The organism is Lacinutrix sp. WUR7, assembly GCF_016864015.1.
In the GTDB taxonomy this organism is placed as follows: domain Bacteria; phylum Bacteroidota; class Bacteroidia; order Flavobacteriales; family Flavobacteriaceae; genus Oceanihabitans.
Window position 1 is genome coordinate 618,980 of record NZ_CP045067.1, and the last position, 17,965, is coordinate 636,944.

The following is a 17,965-nucleotide window of genomic DNA, read 5'->3' on the forward strand; positions in this document are numbered from 1 at the left end:
AGATCGTTGCTCTTTTGCTACATCTGATTTTCCTACGGAAAATCCTCGCACACAAAAACGCAACTCTTTTTATACAACCACGTTGTAGCACATTTATGAAAACCGCAATCCAATTCATATTAATTCTTATTTTAAGCTCTTGTGCTTCTAAAAAAAGTATAGAGCGAAAGGTAATAACGGAATATAATTTTCAGAATATAACGGAAAGCTTTGATGCGAAAAAAATAAATTACATCGGACTTAAAAAATATTGTGTAGGCGGAATTCGGATTGAAATGCCGAATGAAAAAGATTGCAAAAATTGTTATTCCGAATATGACATTTATATTTTTTGGACTATAAAAGGAAAATCATATGTCCAAAAATTTGATAATTGTAGTGAGTTTAATATTGTGGAGATTTTAGATTTTAAAGCAAATGAATTTCTAAAAAAGAACACGTTGGAATTACAAACGGGAAAAGTTGGAAATTATAAAATTGACCAAGAAACATTTTCTTCAGTTTCTCATTCTTGCTTTCGGAATTATATTATCAATGACGGAAAAACAAAATATCAAAACGAATTTGACATTTATAATTTAACTGGAGAAAACGAAAACCTGAACTTCAAATCAAATAATGAATTAAAAATCATACAATTAGACAATAAATTGAATAAGATTATAAAAAGATTGGAAAACGAAAATCAATTTGAACGGAATAAAAAAACGTGCTACAACACCCGTATAAAATAAATAAAAAGTAAGATTCCGCAATAAACGCCAGTACTTTTCATTGCCTATTAAAAATTGAATTTTCTTTTCTTAGTTACCAAATTTGGAATAAACCATAAGTATATTCGCGTTAAGGATAGAACGGTATGTTTGAGCTCCTCGCAGAGAGCGAGTAGTGATAGCCTGCCCGCCGGCAGGCAGGCCTGACGTTTTAAAACCTTTTTAGATTTAAAAAGGGAACGCCCAAATCTTTATTAATGCTTTGATTTACAAAGAATAAAAAATAAATAAACTTTTTTGTAACATTTACTGCTCTTTCTGCGTATAACTATATAGAACGTTTTATTCACACAAATTTTTACACGAGAACATTAGATGAGACAACTTAAAATTACCAAGCAGGTTACCAATAGAGAAACCGCATCATTAGACAAATATTTACAGGAAATTGGAAAAGTTGACTTAATTACAGCAGACGAAGAAGTAGAATTAGCACAACGTATCAAAGCAGGAGATCAACTTGCTTTAGAGAAATTGACAAAGGCTAACCTACGTTTTGTGGTTTCTGTAGCTAAGCAATACCAAAACCAAGGTTTAACTTTACCAGATTTAATTAATGAAGGTAACTTAGGTTTAATTAAGGCTGCACAACGTTTTGATGAAACGCGTGGTTTTAAATTTATATCTTATGCTGTTTGGTGGATTAGACAGTCTATTTTACAGGCATTAGCAGAACAATCTAGAATTGTACGTTTGCCTTTAAATAAAATTGGTTCTATTAATAAAATCAATAAAACGTTTGCATTTTTAGAACAAGCACATGAAAGACCTCCAAGTGCAGAAGAAATTGCGAAAGAATTAGACATGACTATTAACGATGTTAAGGAGTCTATGAAAAATTCTGGTCGTCACGTAAGTATGGATGCGCCTTTAGTTGAAGGAGAAGATTCTAACTTATATGATGTATTAAACTCTGGTGAATCTCCAAACCCGGATCGTGATTTATTACATGAATCTTTACGTACCGAAATTGAGCGTGCACTAGAAACATTAACGCCTCGTGAAGCAGATGTTATTCGTTTATACTTTGGTTTAGGAAACCAACACCCAATGACTCTTGAAGAAATTGGTGAAACTTTCGATTTAACTCGTGAGCGTGTAAGACAAATTAAAGAAAAAGCTATTCGTAGATTAAAACATACGTCTAGAAGTAAAATATTAAAAACTTATTTAGGTTAGTAATTTATAATAATTACGACTAAATTACCGTAACAAACAGTTTATACTCGAGAAATTGAGTACCACATAACTGTTCGTTTTTTGATTGATGAAAGAACCCAGAGCTGATTACTCTGGGTTCACTCATTTTAAGCCTTTCTGTAATGCTTACCAAAGCATGAAAACTATCATATCTAAATCCCTTCGCAAAGGGAATGGAGTTTATAAAAGACTTTTCTATATTTGTGCAAACACAACAAAAATAAAAAATGGCTACAAAATTAATTGCTCCTTCTATGCTTGCTGCAGACTTTGGCAACTTACAACGCGATACAGAAATGGTTAATAATAGTGATGCCGATTGGTTTCATATTGATGTTATGGATGGTCACTTTGTGCCAAACATTTCTTACGGAATGCCAGTAATTGCTGCTATTAAAAAGCATGCCAAAAAGCCATTAGATGTACATTTAATGATTGAAAAACCAGAACGCTACATTGAAGAGTTTGCAAAAGTTGGCGCAGACATTATTACGGTACACCATGAATCTACAGTGCATTTACATAGAACGCTTACGCAAATTGAAGATGCTGGTTGTAAAGCTGGTGTGGTTTTAAACTTAACGACTCCGGTATGCGTTTTAGAAGATATTTTACCAAAATGTTATATGGTTTTATTAATGTCGATTAATCCTGGTTTTGGCGGACAGAAATTTGAAGACATGACCTATAACAGAGTGAGAAAACTCAGAAAAATGATTGACGAGCAAGGTTTAGATACTAGAATTGAAATTGATGGTGGTGTTACCGATAAAAATATAGAAAAGCTAGTAGAAGCTGGAGCGGATGCTTTTGTTGCTGGAAGTCATGTTTTTAAAAGTGCTAATCCAACTGCTACTATTGCTAATCTAAAAAAACTAGCTAATTCTTAATAACCAGGAAAATCAAAGTTTAACATCTCTTTTATTTTTGCATATATTTTTGGAAACTTAGAGCGAAACTCTCTTGGTGTTTCTATAAAATTCTCGATGATTACTGCTGTGAACTCAAAATCATTTTCGAAAGCGTAGCTTCTAAAATAGGATGAATCTTTCATTATTAATTTAAGATTCCCTTTAGATTTAATATATGTATTTAGTTCTTCTAAGCTAGTAGTAAATATATGAGCACTAATATCATTAGCATTTTTAGAATTTAAATAGCTTAAATGCAAAGCATGTACAAACTCATGAATACCAAGATTTAGGTTATCATCTTCTACTTGGTAGCCATGAATAAAATCTTCCCATGATAAAATGATTGCTCTGTAACCCGGATTAAAATGCCCTTTATGATAATTTTTGTCTACATTAGAATAAAAAACAGCCGGATAAATTAAGATTTTATCTACCAAGCTAATGGCATAATCTCGATATCCAAAAGTGAGCATAATGGCAGTTGCTGCAACCAGTACTTTTTTCTCTGGATCTATTACAAAACCTTCTTTTCCTTCAAAATCTACATGTGAAATAAATTTATATACACGGTGTCTAAAGTATTTTTGCTGTTTTGCATCTAGCCGTTTATAAAATTTAAAATCTTTTTCTAAAATTCCTTTTTGTTTTTCGTCTAGGTCTTTAGTGAATAGTTGCATATGCCTAAACAATGGCTTTTTTGCTATAAAATCAACATAAAAACCTTCTACAAACTTAAACAAGCCTCTGCAAAGTAATAAACCGCCGATAACAATCAACACTACAGAAATGGTATTTGTAAATGCAGGATTGTTTGGGCTTTCTTGCTGCAGTAAAAGGAAGTTAATCATATAGTTTAAGTAGGCTTTATATAATTTATGCTAAAATTAATAAGGCCAAGTTACATGTAATGGTTTTAGCATCCAAGGAAATTGAATGACTGAAAAGAAAAAAGGTGCTTTAGTAATTAATATATCATAGGCTCTCTTTTCAATAGTTATTTCCAAACGATCTTCTTGTTCAGAAAGTAACCCATCTCTAATAAGCCAATTACCTCTAAAACCGTCCAAAGAACTTTGTCCTATTGCTGGCCATTGATTTATTGCGGCTCCAATCAACCCATCCATAAGTTTTTTTTGATCCTCTGAAATTTCGATTGCATCTTGTATGGGAGTAGTAATCGAAATACCACAAAGCACTTTATTGAATGCTAAGTACGATTCTTGAGTTTGCTCCATTCCGGTTGCTAAATATTGCACAAAATGAACTGCTTTTAACTGCGATTCTATATTTATAAAACTATTATTTGTGGTAAGATCAAGTTTTTCAAAAAGCATTGAAAAATACCCACTTAAAAGCACCAAGCCTGAGTTAGTAACAGAAACAGCATTGTTTAAATTCATATTATTATTCTTTTAGTTATTTATAAGTACTTCAGGATTTTCTTTAATACTCTTAACTATTACTCCTATTTAATCGTTTTATTTTCTTTTTTAAACTCCTTCCGATAACTAGCAATACCTTGATTAATCACTTTTTGCAGCCACACTATTTCTAGAAATAGCGTATCCGTTACTTTAGTTTTCCTACTTTCGAATAGTTTTTGATTTGCCTTTAAATTTCTATTAATTTTAAACCCTATCCTCATCCAATTAGCACCGTAGGACTTCCTGTAATAATTGTTCCTCCATGTGCTGTTACGTCTCCAAGTCTTGCTGCTGGCATTCCACCAATTAAAACAGTCCCAGATCCTGTAGCAATGCTATCTGGTGGGCCAACACAAACTAAGTTATCTCCAACTTTTGCTGCTGGTAAACCACCAATAAGTACTGTTGGTTCTCCTGGCCCAATAATTGGTCCGCCAACATGCGAAATAGGAACCACTCCTGGCGTTGTCATTGGACATATATGAAAATCGGTTATTCTTGCTGCTGCTGGCATATCTTTTTTTGTTTAATTTATCATTACCATTGCTCCTTTGAGCGTTAAGTGTCCTGAGGATTCCACACTAGCGGAAGCATTTCCTTCTGCTGAAAATGCTACATTTGCCCTATGCTGAATATTTAAACCCTTACTAATTATATCTGCATTGGATTCTAACAAAATCCCTCTTTTCCCCATTATAGAAACTCTGTTTTCCGATTTTATGGATATATTCTTTTGACTTTTTAAGGAAATACCGTCTGGCGACATAATGATATGGTTGCTGTTTTGATCCTGTATCTTGATTTGCTCTCCATTATCATCCAATACAATGGTATTTTGATAAGGAGTAATTATGGTAAATCTTCGATTTTTGTCATCAAAAACAATTTCAATACCAGATCTTGATACTATCGCTTTAATGTCATTGTTCGAATTCGGATTTAGACCTTCCGACGGTTTTAACTTAGGATTGCTATATAGACTTCCTAAAATAATTGGAAACCTAGCATCTTCATTTAAAAACCCAACCACAACCTCATCACCTATGTCAGGCATAAAAAAAGCTCCAGAATTATTGGAAGCATAAAAACTAGAATGCCTTGCCCAAAGTCCGTCGCTAGATGCATTAAATAATGGTACATCTACCAAAATTCGAAACTGACTTTCTGGGTCTTCCTCTATCTTTTTCACGGTTGCTGTAAACAATCCATTAACACCAGAAGGCAGATTGGAAGGAAGCATTGTTTTGGCATTATCCTGTTTGGAAAGCCATGCTTCTGAAAGTCCGATAGCACATTCGCTTATCCATTTTCCTTCAGAAATATCATGTACTACTTTGGAAACTAAATGGTCGCCATTAAAACGACTTCCAACGCCACTTAAAGTGATATAATTTCCTATTTGAACTGAAGAATTTCCTTGGCATTTTACTTCCCCTTGAATTTTTGAATAATTGCTTTTTACTAGTTGTGCTTGATTCCAATTTTCAAGTTCATCGTTTTTAATTGGTGCTGGCGATTGTAAATCGAAAGTAGATAATCCTACCACTTCTGAAAGTTTCGAACTAGATAAATTACCAGGACCAAAATATGTATTATTAGTTTCCTTCTGAATTAATTCTTGACTGCCATAATCCCAAGAACTAGCCTTAACAGCATTTATCTGATTTATCGCATTAAGGTTAGCATGCAACTCCAAAAGGTTATTACCATATTCTATGTTTAAAACAGAAGTAGTATTGGCATCCGGTTTTTGAATAGAAATTTTACCGTTAATAGTTGTTACTATAAAACCGTTGGCTTCTGCCCTAGATACTATAAAATCCCAATCTGTAGTATCATATTGTACTTGCTGTGGGTAAATTAGGTTTGTTGAAGATATGTTTTCAGAAAGACCAGAGTAATTGCCTATTATAGAACGCCACACATCGCTATCTTTTTGATCTGTGAAAGTTTCACTTTTTCTACCTACTGTTGTTTTAATAGCCATGTCATAACATATCACTTCCAATGAAGATCCAACTTGACCATTAACACAAATATTTTGCTCACAGATAACGCCTTTAAAAAGAAGTTTATTTTCATTATCATATCCCGCTTTAATACTAATTTCATTACCTGGAAGAAACGTTTTCGAGGAACTTGCATCAAATTCCCCTGTACTAACATCACCATCTAGAATCACAATTTTAGCACTACTTATTTTATTTACTTCAAATTCTATTTTAATAGAATATACTTGATTTACCTCTGGAATTAAACTGCCTTCCACCTCCACAGATAAGGTGACTATTTCTCCTCTTGATATATTAGTTGTTTCTGTCATTGGTTTATTATGAATTAAAGTTTAAAAATTATTATTTTCAGATTAACGATATCTTTTTGCACACCATTAATGTTGGTATTCCATTGCGTTGTAACCGTTATCCTAAAAAACACTTACAGAAAAGACGTCGTTTCCATAGGAGTAAGTAACTTCAAAATAAGTATAAGCAAATTCTAAGCTTTCAATAGCTATAGCATTAGGATCTGGACTTAAATTTGAAACCGAATACTTCACTGGATATGCGTTATAAAAAGTCCAAGATATTAATGAAAAACCTTCTTTATTTACTAAGCTTACGGAAACATCCATAGGTATAATCGGATTGGTTAACCCTTCATCCATCGTACTTTTACACCAACTTATTAGCTCAGAATCCGCAGCTGCTATTCCTCTTTTTAAAACTAAATTTTGAGTAGAAGTGATTGTAGGTAATCGATATTTAAGTCGGTTTTCGCCACCGGAAACGACTTCTTCAACTCCTATTTCTTTTGAAATACCCGAGACTTCTTGAAACCCTATATCTTCTTCTTTAAAAGTCAACTTAAAATAAAAGCCAACGGGATAATCACTTTGCTTAACCATTTGTTATTATTAATTGTTCATGCGCTATTTCTAGTGTATCTACTGCGACTTCATTACCATCCGATTTAAGATCTGTACTCGATATTTTTGTTGGCCAAGCGTTGTTAAGTAGCCATTGCATAGTAACTGCTCCGCTTTCATCGAGTAGTTTAATAAGCACTGTTCGTCTTTGGATTGTATTCATCGTAATTTCATCGTGCCATTTCCAAAATGTATTATCATTGATAAATACACCTCGTTTCATCGTAATGTTGCCATACTTTACTATCCCAGGCATTTTTTCAGTAGAAAAAAGCGAACTATCACTTTTTCGGTATTCTATAATCTGATTTTCTACATCCATTCCTGAAACTTCTTGAAAAGCCACGCCTTTAAGTTCAGATCCAAGATCGACCTCAAATCTAAACTTTGGCATTGGCCAAGTGTTCCCTAGATTACTTCCATCGTCTGCCATATTATTTAATGTTTTTTATGTTAGTTATTAAAAATTTTAATTGGATATTTTCATTTCTTGTTGGAATGAAAAAACAATGAACTCTGCTGGATGTATCACAGCAACACCAACTTGAACTATCATAACGCCATTCAAGATATCTTGACTGGTCATGGTTTCACCTAAGCCACATCTTACAAAAAAGGACTCTTCTGCTCTACTGCCTACAAGTCCTCCTTCTCTCCAAATGGAGACTAAAAAATTATTAATGATACCTTTTACTGCTTTCCAAGTATTTGTATCGTTAGCCTCAAACATATACGCTTGCGTTGCCAATTTACAAGACTGCTCTAAAAATATAAGTGTTCTGCGTACAGGCAAATATTTCCAATCATTACTATTACCATCTAATGTTCGTGCTCCCCAAATTAAAATTCCTATTCCGTTAAAAACACGAATGGCATTAATGGATTTACCCGAAACAGCGTCTACATTTAAACCTTGTTGCTGTTCGCTTGAAAGTTCAATAGGCAAGGAAACAACGCTAACTATTGAAGTATTAGCTGGTGCTTTCCACACGCCTTCTTGATTATCTATTCTCGTAATAACTCCTGCTATTGCACCACTTGGAGGAAGCATATTTGCTTCTGCTAAAACATTTCTAATGATTAAGGAATAGGTAGGACTTGCATTTAATAATGCTTCATTTAGTTGTGCTGTAGTTAAATCACTATTCTTAGGATTCTCAATAATTTTTAGAATTTCGGACGTTTTTTCGTTAGCATCGGATACTGCAAGTAATATACTTTCTAAGGCTTTTATATCACCGCCAAATAAATTAGTGAAATCAATATCCGTTTCTTGCATAATAATAGTTCCTATAAAAGGATAATATGCACAACCATAACTCAAACCTTGAACGCCTGTATTATTTCTAAAAGACTCAATATCGTCAGTATACATTATTGGATCTGGAGCATTTCCTCCAATAACATCAAAAATGCTAATTGCTGTTTCCATTTCCGAATTTTGAAGTAGCATCACTTCCATAAGTGCACCATTATTTGCAACGGAAAGTAACGTTGCATCCGGACAGATATACATGGTTGGTTCGGATTCCTTTTTTAACAAAGCAATACCATTTTGCAAATCGTTTAAGCGCACATTACGATTAACCATTGGCTCACCAAGGCGTATTGGTTTTTTAGAAGGAGATCCGTACGAACCAACAGATACAATATAAGCATCACTACCTCCGTTTTCATAAAACAGCCGGACGCTATTATACATATAGTAAATAGTATTAGCATCTGGTAGTATAGCATAGAAATCACCAGCAATTTTCATGTAACTCCCTATCTCTGGTTCTTGTTGCTGCTTTACCAGATAATATTCTGGATGATATTGCTTTTTTGGAGTTGCTAAAGTTGGAGTCTCTGGATAGCAAAATATGGCTTGAAACTCGGCGAAAGATTTGATTTTTGTAGGCACATTAAAATAGGTTTTCCCATCTAAGTAAGCTTGAGGTGTATAGCCAACAAATGCAGGAACTGCCGTAGGCACAGGAACCACAGAATTTGGAAATGCATTTACTTCCTGTATATAAACTCCCGGTGTTTTCAATTTTGCTGTCATATGATTCTATTTTACTAAAAACTTCCTAATTAAAGAATAATTTCTATTGATAGCATTCGAAAAACGGAGCGTATACAGATTATGATTAGCCTTGTAATTACGTAACTAATGGCTTTTCCATTTTTACTAAATAATAGCAATAAAAATCTAAGACAGTATTTACATACCATCCTGCTATTAGTAGTTTTATTCAGTGCCAACAGAATGAATTCTGAAGCCTGCGGGAGAACTTAAATGTACGAAATTATTTGAAGCTAAGCGAGTTACATAAAAATAAGTTAAAAACATATACCTTAATAGAAAGGAATATATCTGCGAAACATGTTGAAAAGCCAACATCTAGAAAAAGAAAGTATTAGCGCTATAAAATGTTCTTTGAAAGTGGAAAGTTGTTTATTCTTTTTTCTGATTTGAAAAAAGAAAAGTTGCATTTACAAATTCAAGGGCCCTTGATTGGACATGCTTAAAAGAGGGCTAACTTCGCTTTGCTCGTTTCTCCTCTAAAGCTCCGCTTTGAAAAAAGAAAAGTTGCATTTACAAATTCAAGCGAGCTTGATTTGACATGCTTAAAAGAGCGCTAACTTCGCTTTGCTCGTTTCTCCTCTAAAGCTCCGCTTTGAAAAAAGAAAAGTTGCATTTACAAATTCAAGCGAGCTTGATTTGACATGCAACTTTTCTTTTTATTCGTGACCTCGAGAGGGTTCGAACCTCCAACCATCAGAGCCGAAATCTGATATTCTATCCAGTTGAACTACGAGGCCATTAATTATTTATTTATTTTACTCTTTAAATACTCTCTTCCATTGCCAGTTTTAAAATACTTTTCGCGAAGAATAGCTTCTTGTTTTGTTTTAAAAGTTTCAAAGTAAACTAATTTCCAAGGAATATAACCTTAAGTCGATTTAGTTTTTCCGGCATTATGCTCTTTTAACCGCTTTTCAACATTATCTGTATGCCCTTTATATAGCCTTCCATCAATATCACTTTCCAAAACATATGTGTAATAAGATTTCATACGCGATAAATCTGATATTCCATGCCTGCCGGCAGGCAGGTATCCAGTTGAACTACGAGGCCATCAAATTCCTGCGAAAGCAGGAATCTCATTATTATTTATCTATATTTTATTTATTGCGTTTTGCACTTCGACTGCGTTCCGTAAGACATACCAATAAAAAATTTAGTTTTTTATTTTACAGATTGCTTTGTCGTTTTACTCCTCGCAATGACTTATTTTAAGACAATTTAGCTTTTACAATAGTAGAGATTGTTTTACCATCTGCTTGTCCTGCAAGTTTTTGATTTACCATTCCCATAACTTTCCCCATATCTTTCATACCTACTGCTCCAGTTACTGCAATAGTTTCTACTACTACTTTTTCTATTTCAGCTTCGCTTAATTGTGCTGGTAAAAACTGGCTAATTACTGCCGCTTGAGCAATTTCTGGTTCTGCTAAATCTTCTCTATTTTGTTCCGAAAAAATAGCCGCACTATCTTTACGTTGCTTTACTAATTTAGAAAGTATTTTTATTTCTTGATCTTCTGTAATTTCTTCTTTAGATCCTGTTTCTGTTTGCGCTAAAAGAATTTCAGATTTCACTGCTCTTAAAGCAGCTAATGCTGTTTGATCTTTAGATTTCATTGCAGCTTTCATAGCTGTCATTATATCTTGTTGTAAGCTCATAATCTTTTTTATTTTGAATTGCGAAGATATAAAAAAGTGAGCATTTAAGAGTACACAGTTTTCAAGCATTTCACTACAATAAATAGTTTAATTAATGCGATTCCCACTTTCGTGGAAATGCAAAAACCCGAAAAACCTCTGGGTGAGTTTTTCGGGTTAGTTGAAATTAAACACTAAACTTAACTTTTCATTTTATGAGATTCCGTTATAAAAATGGAATTAATTCCACTATTCACTTTCCATACGACTGCATATTTTAGTAAGATCCCAAAATACTTTGGGATTAATTCAACTTACTATTTTTAATGCGACTACGTCTTTTAAAAATAGAGTTTCATTAATCTACATTATCGTGTAAAAACGAATTATTACTTCTTAATAACATATCATCATTATCATCTGTACTTAAAGTAGTACCAGAAATACTGGTTCTTTGTGATGAATGTTGTACATCTTGCAAGTCTACACCTTGACGTTTATATGCTGGAATCTTTTCTATATCATCAATCTTGGCAGTATTGAATTTATAATTAAAGTCCTTCATTTTACGTCTGCGTTCTTCTGCTCTTTCTTTTAGCATGTCTGAAATCGGACTGTTCATTGGGTCAATTTCTTCCACTTGCTCTTCCACAACTTGTTTTTGCACTACTTTCTTTTCAAAAACAATTTCTTCTTCTAAAACCTTATCTACAACCTCTACTATTGGTTCCTTTTTCTTTGGTTCGCTAGTAGCTTCAAATTCTAAATAATCATCTAAAGCATAACGTATTTCGCCATCTTTATTTGTTTCAGTTACATTTACAAGTTCGATAAAGTCATTTACAGGTAAATCTTTAATTTCTTCTGCATTTAAATTATGAACTACTTTTTCTTCTCGAATTACTTCTTTAGTTTCTTGAACCTCTTGAATATCTTGAACTACAGGCGCTATTGGTTCACTTAATGGCATATCGAAAGTTAGCGTAATTTGTTGCTCTTCTTCTTCAAATTGATTCGTTACTTCAACAGTTGGTGTTGCGTTAGTGATTACAAAATCGTCTTCAACATCCTCAAAAACATCTTCCTCAAAATCATCGTCTGCAAAACATTTATCTTCTGCTTGTACATCTTTAGTTGCAACGACTTCATCATAAACAACATGCATGTTCTTAATGATTTCTGAAGTTGGAATTAAACTTAATGGTTTTGAAACTCCTTTTCTTCGTGTTTCAAAAGCATCTTCTAATTCATTTAGATCTAAAGTGTGCTTTACTATTACTGGTTCCGGCTTTTTTTCTAACTCAATATTTGGAGTTATAATTGCTGGACTTTTATCTTTTTTAGTTAAATCTTGCTCTAAGGTTTGCTCTTCTTCTAAAGAGTGAATAACCTTTTTAGTTTCGGTATTTGAAATTTCATCTTGTTGTTCAATATCAAAACCTGTTGCTATAATGGTTACTGCAATAGACTCATCTAAAGAATCATCTTCACCAACACCCATAATAATATTTGCACCATGACCAGCTTCGTTTTGAATATGATCATTGATTTCTCCTATTTCATCAATAGTAATTTCTTGAGCTCCAGAAACGATTAGCAACAATACGTTTTTGGCTCCTATAATTTTATTATCGTTTAATAATGGAGAATCTAATGCTTTACGAATTGCTTCATGCGCACGATTTTGTCCGGAAGAACTAGCAGAACCCATAATAGCAGTTCCACTACTACTTAATACCGTTTTAGCATCACGTAAATCAATATTTTGTGTGTAGTGATGTGTAATAACTTCTGCTATACCGCGTGCTGCAGTAGATAATACTTCATCTGCTTTAGAGAATCCTGCTTTAAAACCAAGATTTCCATAAACATCACGAAGTTTATTATTGTTAATTACGATTAATGAATCGACTACGTTTCTTAATTTCTCAATACCATTTTGCGCTTGTTCGTTACGCATTTTTCCTTCAAACTGGAAAGGCATCGTTACAATTCCAACTGTTAAAATATCTAAATCTTTAGCCATTTTAGCAATAATTGGAGCTGCTCCTGTTCCTGTTCCTCCACCCATTCCTGCGGTAATGAAGATCATTTTGGTATTGGTATCTAACATACGTTGTAGATCCTCAAAACTCTCTATAGCAGATTGCTCTCCTACATCTGGATTTGCTCCTGCTCCTAAACCTTCGGTAAGGTTAAGACCTAATTGAATTTTGTTGGGTACACCACTATTTTGAAGTGCTTGTGCATCTGTATTACAGATTACAAAATCTACTCCTTTAATACCTTGTTGAAACATGTGATTGATAGCATTACTACCACCACCACCTACTCCAATAACTTTTATCACATTGGATTGATTCTTTGGTAAATCGAATGCTATATTGGTTTCGAATTCTTTGTTGCTGCTCATGAATTTCGGTTTTATTTTCTTACTTATTACTTTACTCTGCGTTATCTAAAAAATCTTTTACTCTCTCGGTTAGTTTATCTAAAAACGAACGTCTTTCTTTTACTGGTGGTTTCATTTCTATTTCCTCCGTTGTTTCTTCTGTTTCTTCTTCTAGAACATCAGATTCTTCTTCTACAACTTCGGCTTTCTTTCTTTCATTTCTTTTTAAACCATCCATCACTAAACCTACAGCGGTAGCAAACAACGGACTTGTAATCTCATCATCGCTATTCCCTGCAAGGTGTTCATTAGGAAAACCAACTCTGGTATCCATTCCTGTTATATATTCTACTAATTGCTTTAAATGTTTTAATTGTGCGCCACCACCTGTTAAAACAATTCCTGCAATAAGTTTCTTTTTTTGCTCTTCGTGACCATAATTTTTAATCTCTACATATACTTGCTCCACAATTTCTACTACGCGAGCATGTATAATCTTAGAGAGATTTTTTAATGTGATCTCTTTTGGTTCTCTACCTCTTAATCCCGGAATAGAAACAATTTCATTGTCTTTATTTTCTCCAGGCCATGCAGATCCAAATTTTATTTTTAAAAGTTCGGCTTGCTTTTCAATAATAGAACAGCCTTCTTTTATATCTTCTGTAATTACATTACCTCCAAAAGGAATTACAGCAGTATGACGAATTATTCCATCTCTAAAAATGGCTAAATCAGTTGTCCCTCCTCCTATATCAATTAGAGCAACTCCTGCTTCTTTTTCTTCCTGACTTAATACTGCGTTTGACGATGCTAAAGGTTCAAGTGTTACTCCTTCTAGCTTTAATCCCGCACTTTGTATACACCTTCCTACATTTCTGATAGAAGAAACTTGTCCGACTACCACATGAAAATTCGCTTCCAATCTGCCGCCATACATCCCAATTGGTTCTTTTATTTCGGCTTGACCATCTACTTTATATTCTTGTGGTAAAACGTGAATAATCTCTTCTCCAGGAAGCATCACTAACTTGTGCACTTGATTAATTAATCGGTCGATATCTTCTTCATCTATTACTAGTTCAGAATTTGCTCTAGTAATATAATCGCTATGCTGTAAGCTTCGTATATGCTGACCTGCAATACCAACGGTTACACCTTCAATTTTTGTTCCTGCAGCAGTTTCTGCTTCTTGCACTGCTAATTGAATCGATTGAATGGTTTGGGTAATATTATTTACTACACCACGATGTACACCAAGACTTTTAGATTTACCAATACCTAAAATCTCGACCTTACCATATTCATTTTTACGACCAATCATAGCCACAATTTTTGTGGTTCCGATATCTAATCCTACTGCTATATTATTCTCCATAGTTTACGTTTTGGTGCACACTACTTGGTTATCAAATTGTAAATTAACTTTACTGTAACTATTAAGTGTTTTTTCTTTTAACGCCTTTTGATAAAACACCTTAAGGTTATTTATCTTTTTATCTAATTGATTTAATTTACCTAATTGCACTACAAAGGTAGATTGTCTTAGTTTTAAATGAAAGCTATTGTCATCGTTTTGATGAATTTCAATAACATATTTGCTTAAAAAAGGATCTTTATTAATCTTTTCTGCAATTTTAAACACATTATCTAACGCATCTTTCCTCACTAAACCGGTTACCAAAGGTACTCTTGCTGCATGATTAGAAGACAATGGCATGAAACCACCTTGATCATCTATGTAATACGACGTAGAAGTACTAACTCTAGCTATAGGTTTTTTCTGTATAACTTCTGCTTTAAGTTCCCCATTTACAGAAAGATACACTTCGGCAGATTTTATCATAGGATTAGAATTCAGGGCAGATTCTAATTTGTTCAAATCTAAAATTTCTTTCGACGCCTTTGTCACTGTTTGTTGATTTTGTATTAACAACTTACTAACATTAGCTTGCGTTATAAATAGGTTATTATCTCCTAAAAATTGCACTTGAGGCTCAGAAACATTTCGGACCTTATTTTTATTTGCCGAAAAAGCATACAAAAACACTACTAACACTAGCAGTACAAAGGTTTTTACGTAATTCCAGTTAATTCTAGACATACAACGCTTCTTTTATATGTTTAACTTCTGCTCCAATATCTCCAGCACCAAGCGTTAAAATTATTTGTACTTTGCTTTCTTTTATTTTTGCAACTAATTCGTTTTTAGCAACTAGCTGCTTATTTTTATTTTTTATTTTTTCTAATAACCAACTAGAAGTCACGCCTTCTATTGGCATCTCTCTTGCTGGATAAATATCCAACAATAACACTTCATCAAACTGTGACAAACTTGTAGCAAAATCATCTGCAAAATCCTGTGTTCTAGAAAACAAGTGCGGCTGAAAAACTACCAACACTTCCTTATTAGGATACATTTCACGAATTGCTTGATGTACTGCATTGATCTCTTCTGGATGATGCGCATAGTCATCAATAAAAACCAATTCTTCGGTTCTTATTTGATACGTAAATCTGCGCTTCACTCCTTTGTAAGATGCTAAACCTTTGGCGAGCTGCTGGTGAGGGCAACCATATTCTGCAGCCATCGCCAAGGCTATTAATGCATTCGACAAATTATGTCTACCAGGCAGGTTAAATTGAACTCTTTCTAGTGTTGCATTTGGCATTTTCACATCAAACACATAGGCACCATTTTCTATTTTTATATTGTTTACCGAATAATCGGAATCATCTTCAATTCCGTAGGTAATTCCTTCAAGAGGCAAACCGTTTTTAATAAATAGTTTTCCATTTGGTTTTATTTTTTCTGAAAAATCTTTGAATGTTTTTATTAACTCGGAAGCATCCCCATAAATATCCAAATGATCTGCATCCATAGATGTTATGCATGCTAAATCTGGAGATAAGGTTAAAAAGGATCTATCAAATTCATCTGCTTCAACTACAGAAACTTTGTTTCCGTTTAAAATTAAATTCGAGTTATAGTTTTCACTTATTCCTCCTAAAAAGGCTGTTAACTCTACACCACATTCATATAATAAATGCCCTAGAATACTTGTCGTTGTTGTTTTACCGTGTGTTCCTGCAACAGCTAAACAATAAGTGTTTTCTGTAATTAATCCTAAAATTTCAGAACGTTTTAAAACCGTGAAATTTTTATCATTTTTAAAATATGTCAACTCTTTGTTATCCTTCGGAATTGCTGGCGTATATACCACTAGCGTAGTATCATAATTTAAAAACGAATCCGAAACATTTGCAATAGAATCTTCAAAATGAACTTCAATACCTAAATCCACCAAACCATCTGTGATTTCTGTTTGGGTTTTATCATAACCTGCAACCTTTTTATTGCTCGCATGAAAATATCGTGCAAGCGCACTCATGCCAATGCCTCCAATGCCAATAAAATAGATGTTATGTATGTTGTTTAAGTTCATTTTTTTCATTCCTGCGAAGGCAGGAATCTTATTTATTTAATAGTTTTTCTACTTCGTCTGCTATTTGTTTTGTTGCATTTACTAATGCTAATTTTTTTATGTTTTCGCCTAACTCCTTTTGCTTTTCGGGAGAAGCCATTAGTTGTGTAAACTTGTTTTCAAAATCGACAATCAAGTCACTCTCTTTAATTAGCATGGCTGCATTTTCATTTACAATGGCCATAGCGTTTTTAGTTTGATGATCTTCGGCAACATTTGGTGACGGAATAAAAATCACTGGCTTACCAACAATACACAATTCACTTACCGAACTTGCTCCTGCTCTAGAGATAATAACATCTGCTGCTGCATACGCTAAATCCATGCTATTAATAAACTCATGAAGCTGCACATGCTTTTCATTACCATCAATCTTATACGCTTTATAATACAGTTTTCCGCATTGCCAAATCACTTGCATGTTTAGCGTATTAAAATAATCTAGCTCTTCTCTTATTAACTCATTAATACGTTTTGCTCCTAAACTTCCACCTATTACTAAAATGGTTTTCTTTCCTTCAATTAGATTGAAATGTTTTTTAGCTTCCGCTACTTTAGAGTCGATATCTAATAAATCTTGACGAACCGGATTACCCGTTTTAATCATTTTCTCTTTCGGAAAAAAACGTTCTAAACCATCATAAGCAACACATATTTTTTGCACCTTTTTTGATAACAGTTTATTAGTAATTCCTGGAAACGAATTTTGTTCTTGTATTAATCCTGGAACACCACTGGAAACTGCCATTTGTAATAATGGTCCGCTTGCAAATCCACCGGTACCAATAACTACATCTGGTTTAAATTGTTTTACAATTTTTTTCGCATTATATAAACTACTTAAAAGCTTAAATGGAAACATTAGATTTTTTAATGTAAGCTTACGCTGAATACCAGAAATCCAAAGTCCTTTGATAGCATAACCAGCCTGAGGCACTTTTTCCATTTCCATTCTATCTTTTGCACCAACAAACAGAAACTCCGCGTTCGGAAAACGAGATTTTAATTCATTAGCAATGGCGATTGCAGGATAAATATGTCCTCCTGTTCCTCCTCCAGATAATATGATTTTATATGTTTTAGTTTTTTGTTTCACTTATATTATTAAAACCTCTCGACTGCGCTCGAGGTGACAGTTTATTT

17 protein-coding genes and 1 tRNA gene are annotated in these 17,965 nt (G+C 33.6%); 3 read left to right on the forward strand and 15 right to left on the reverse strand.

What is annotated here, in order from left to right:
• Window positions 1-95 precede the first annotated feature (95 nt).
• The 3 genes from FG167_RS02715 (at window position 96) to rpe (ending at window position 2,863) form a co-directional block, all read left to right on the forward strand.
• Entirely contained in the window at window positions 96-734 is a 639-nt protein-coding gene (locus FG167_RS02715) for a hypothetical protein (protein ID WP_203459924.1), read from the forward strand.
• Between the two features lie 354 nt (window positions 735-1,088).
• On the forward strand, window positions 1,089-1,952 hold the full coding sequence (locus FG167_RS02720) for an RNA polymerase sigma factor RpoD/SigA (protein WP_055442537.1): 864 nt from the start codon (window positions 1,089-1,091) through the stop codon (window positions 1,950-1,952).
• A 248-nt stretch (window positions 1,953-2,200) separates the two neighbouring features.
• The gene (gene rpe, locus FG167_RS02725; RefSeq protein WP_203459925.1) at window positions 2,201-2,863 is read left to right on the forward strand and encodes a ribulose-phosphate 3-epimerase; all 663 of its coding nucleotides are present in this window, start codon (window positions 2,201-2,203) and stop codon (window positions 2,861-2,863) included.
• On the opposite strand, the gene FG167_RS02730 is transcribed toward rpe, so the two are convergent.
• The 15 genes from FG167_RS02730 to murG form a co-directional block, all read right to left on the reverse strand.
• On the reverse strand, window positions 2,860-3,735 hold the full coding sequence (locus tag FG167_RS02730) for a zinc-dependent peptidase (protein ID WP_203459926.1): 876 nt from the start codon (window positions 3,733-3,735) through the stop codon (window positions 2,860-2,862). The two genes, rpe and FG167_RS02730, sit on opposite strands and share 4 nt — an antisense overlap.
• A gap of 36 nt (window positions 3,736-3,771) precedes the next feature.
• Window positions 3,772-4,287: a contractile injection system tape measure protein gene (locus FG167_RS02735; protein ID WP_203459927.1), complete on the reverse strand. Its 516-nt coding sequence runs from the start codon at window positions 4,285-4,287 to the stop codon at window positions 3,772-3,774.
• A 241-nt stretch (window positions 4,288-4,528) separates the two neighbouring features.
• Window positions 4,529-4,825 carry a PAAR domain-containing protein gene (locus FG167_RS02740; protein WP_203459928.1) on the reverse strand — a complete coding sequence of 99 codons (297 nt, stop codon included), beginning with the start codon at window positions 4,823-4,825 and terminating at the stop codon, window positions 4,529-4,531.
• A gap of 12 nt (window positions 4,826-4,837) precedes the next feature.
• The gene (gene vgrG / locus FG167_RS02745) at window positions 4,838-6,634 is read right to left on the reverse strand and encodes a type VI secretion system tip protein VgrG (protein ID WP_203459929.1); all 1,797 of its coding nucleotides are present in this window, start codon (window positions 6,632-6,634) and stop codon (window positions 4,838-4,840) included.
• A gap of 102 nt (window positions 6,635-6,736) precedes the next feature.
• The gene (locus FG167_RS02750; RefSeq protein ID WP_203459930.1) at window positions 6,737-7,216 is read right to left on the reverse strand and encodes a phage tail protein; all 480 of its coding nucleotides are present in this window, start codon (window positions 7,214-7,216) and stop codon (window positions 6,737-6,739) included.
• A complete protein-coding gene (locus FG167_RS02755) occupies window positions 7,209-7,670 on the reverse strand; it encodes a phage tail protein (RefSeq protein WP_203459931.1) in 462 nt (153 codons plus the stop codon). Before FG167_RS02755 ends, FG167_RS02750 begins: the two co-directional genes overlap by 8 nt.
• 36 nt (window positions 7,671-7,706) lie before the next feature.
• Window positions 7,707-9,284 (reverse strand): phage tail sheath C-terminal domain-containing protein, encoded by a 1,578-nt coding sequence (locus tag FG167_RS02760; RefSeq protein WP_203459932.1) that lies wholly within the window; start codon window positions 9,282-9,284, stop codon window positions 7,707-7,709.
• 687 nt (window positions 9,285-9,971) lie between these two features.
• A tRNA-Arg gene (locus tag FG167_RS02765) sits at window positions 9,972-10,045 on the reverse strand.
• A gap of 131 nt (window positions 10,046-10,176) precedes the next feature.
• Window positions 10,177-10,299 carry a GIY-YIG nuclease family protein gene (locus FG167_RS17390; RefSeq protein WP_239004431.1) on the reverse strand — a complete coding sequence of 41 codons (123 nt, stop codon included), beginning with the start codon at window positions 10,297-10,299 and terminating at the stop codon, window positions 10,177-10,179.
• Between the two features lie 220 nt (window positions 10,300-10,519).
• The gene (locus FG167_RS02775) at window positions 10,520-10,969 is read right to left on the reverse strand and encodes a GatB/YqeY domain-containing protein (RefSeq protein ID WP_203459933.1); all 450 of its coding nucleotides are present in this window, start codon (window positions 10,967-10,969) and stop codon (window positions 10,520-10,522) included.
• Between the two features lie 337 nt (window positions 10,970-11,306).
• On the reverse strand, window positions 11,307-13,361 hold the full coding sequence (ftsZ, locus tag FG167_RS02780) for a cell division protein FtsZ (protein WP_203459934.1): 2,055 nt from the start codon (window positions 13,359-13,361) through the stop codon (window positions 11,307-11,309).
• A gap of 31 nt (window positions 13,362-13,392) precedes the next feature.
• Window positions 13,393-14,715, reverse strand: coding sequence for a cell division protein FtsA (ftsA, locus tag FG167_RS02785; RefSeq protein ID WP_203459935.1), 1,323 nt, complete (start codon window positions 14,713-14,715; stop codon window positions 13,393-13,395).
• A 3-nt stretch (window positions 14,716-14,718) separates the two neighbouring features.
• Window positions 14,719-15,441: a cell division protein FtsQ/DivIB gene (locus FG167_RS02790; RefSeq protein ID WP_203459936.1), complete on the reverse strand. Its 723-nt coding sequence runs from the start codon at window positions 15,439-15,441 to the stop codon at window positions 14,719-14,721.
• Window positions 15,434-16,783: a UDP-N-acetylmuramate--L-alanine ligase gene (gene murC, locus FG167_RS02795; protein ID WP_203459937.1), complete on the reverse strand. Its 1,350-nt coding sequence runs from the start codon at window positions 16,781-16,783 to the stop codon at window positions 15,434-15,436. Before murC ends, FG167_RS02790 begins: the two co-directional genes overlap by 8 nt.
• Window positions 16,784-16,811: 28 nt before the next feature.
• The gene (murG, locus tag FG167_RS02800) at window positions 16,812-17,918 is read right to left on the reverse strand and encodes an undecaprenyldiphospho-muramoylpentapeptide beta-N-acetylglucosaminyltransferase (protein ID WP_203459938.1); all 1,107 of its coding nucleotides are present in this window, start codon (window positions 17,916-17,918) and stop codon (window positions 16,812-16,814) included.
• Window positions 17,919-17,965: the final 47 nt, after the last annotated feature.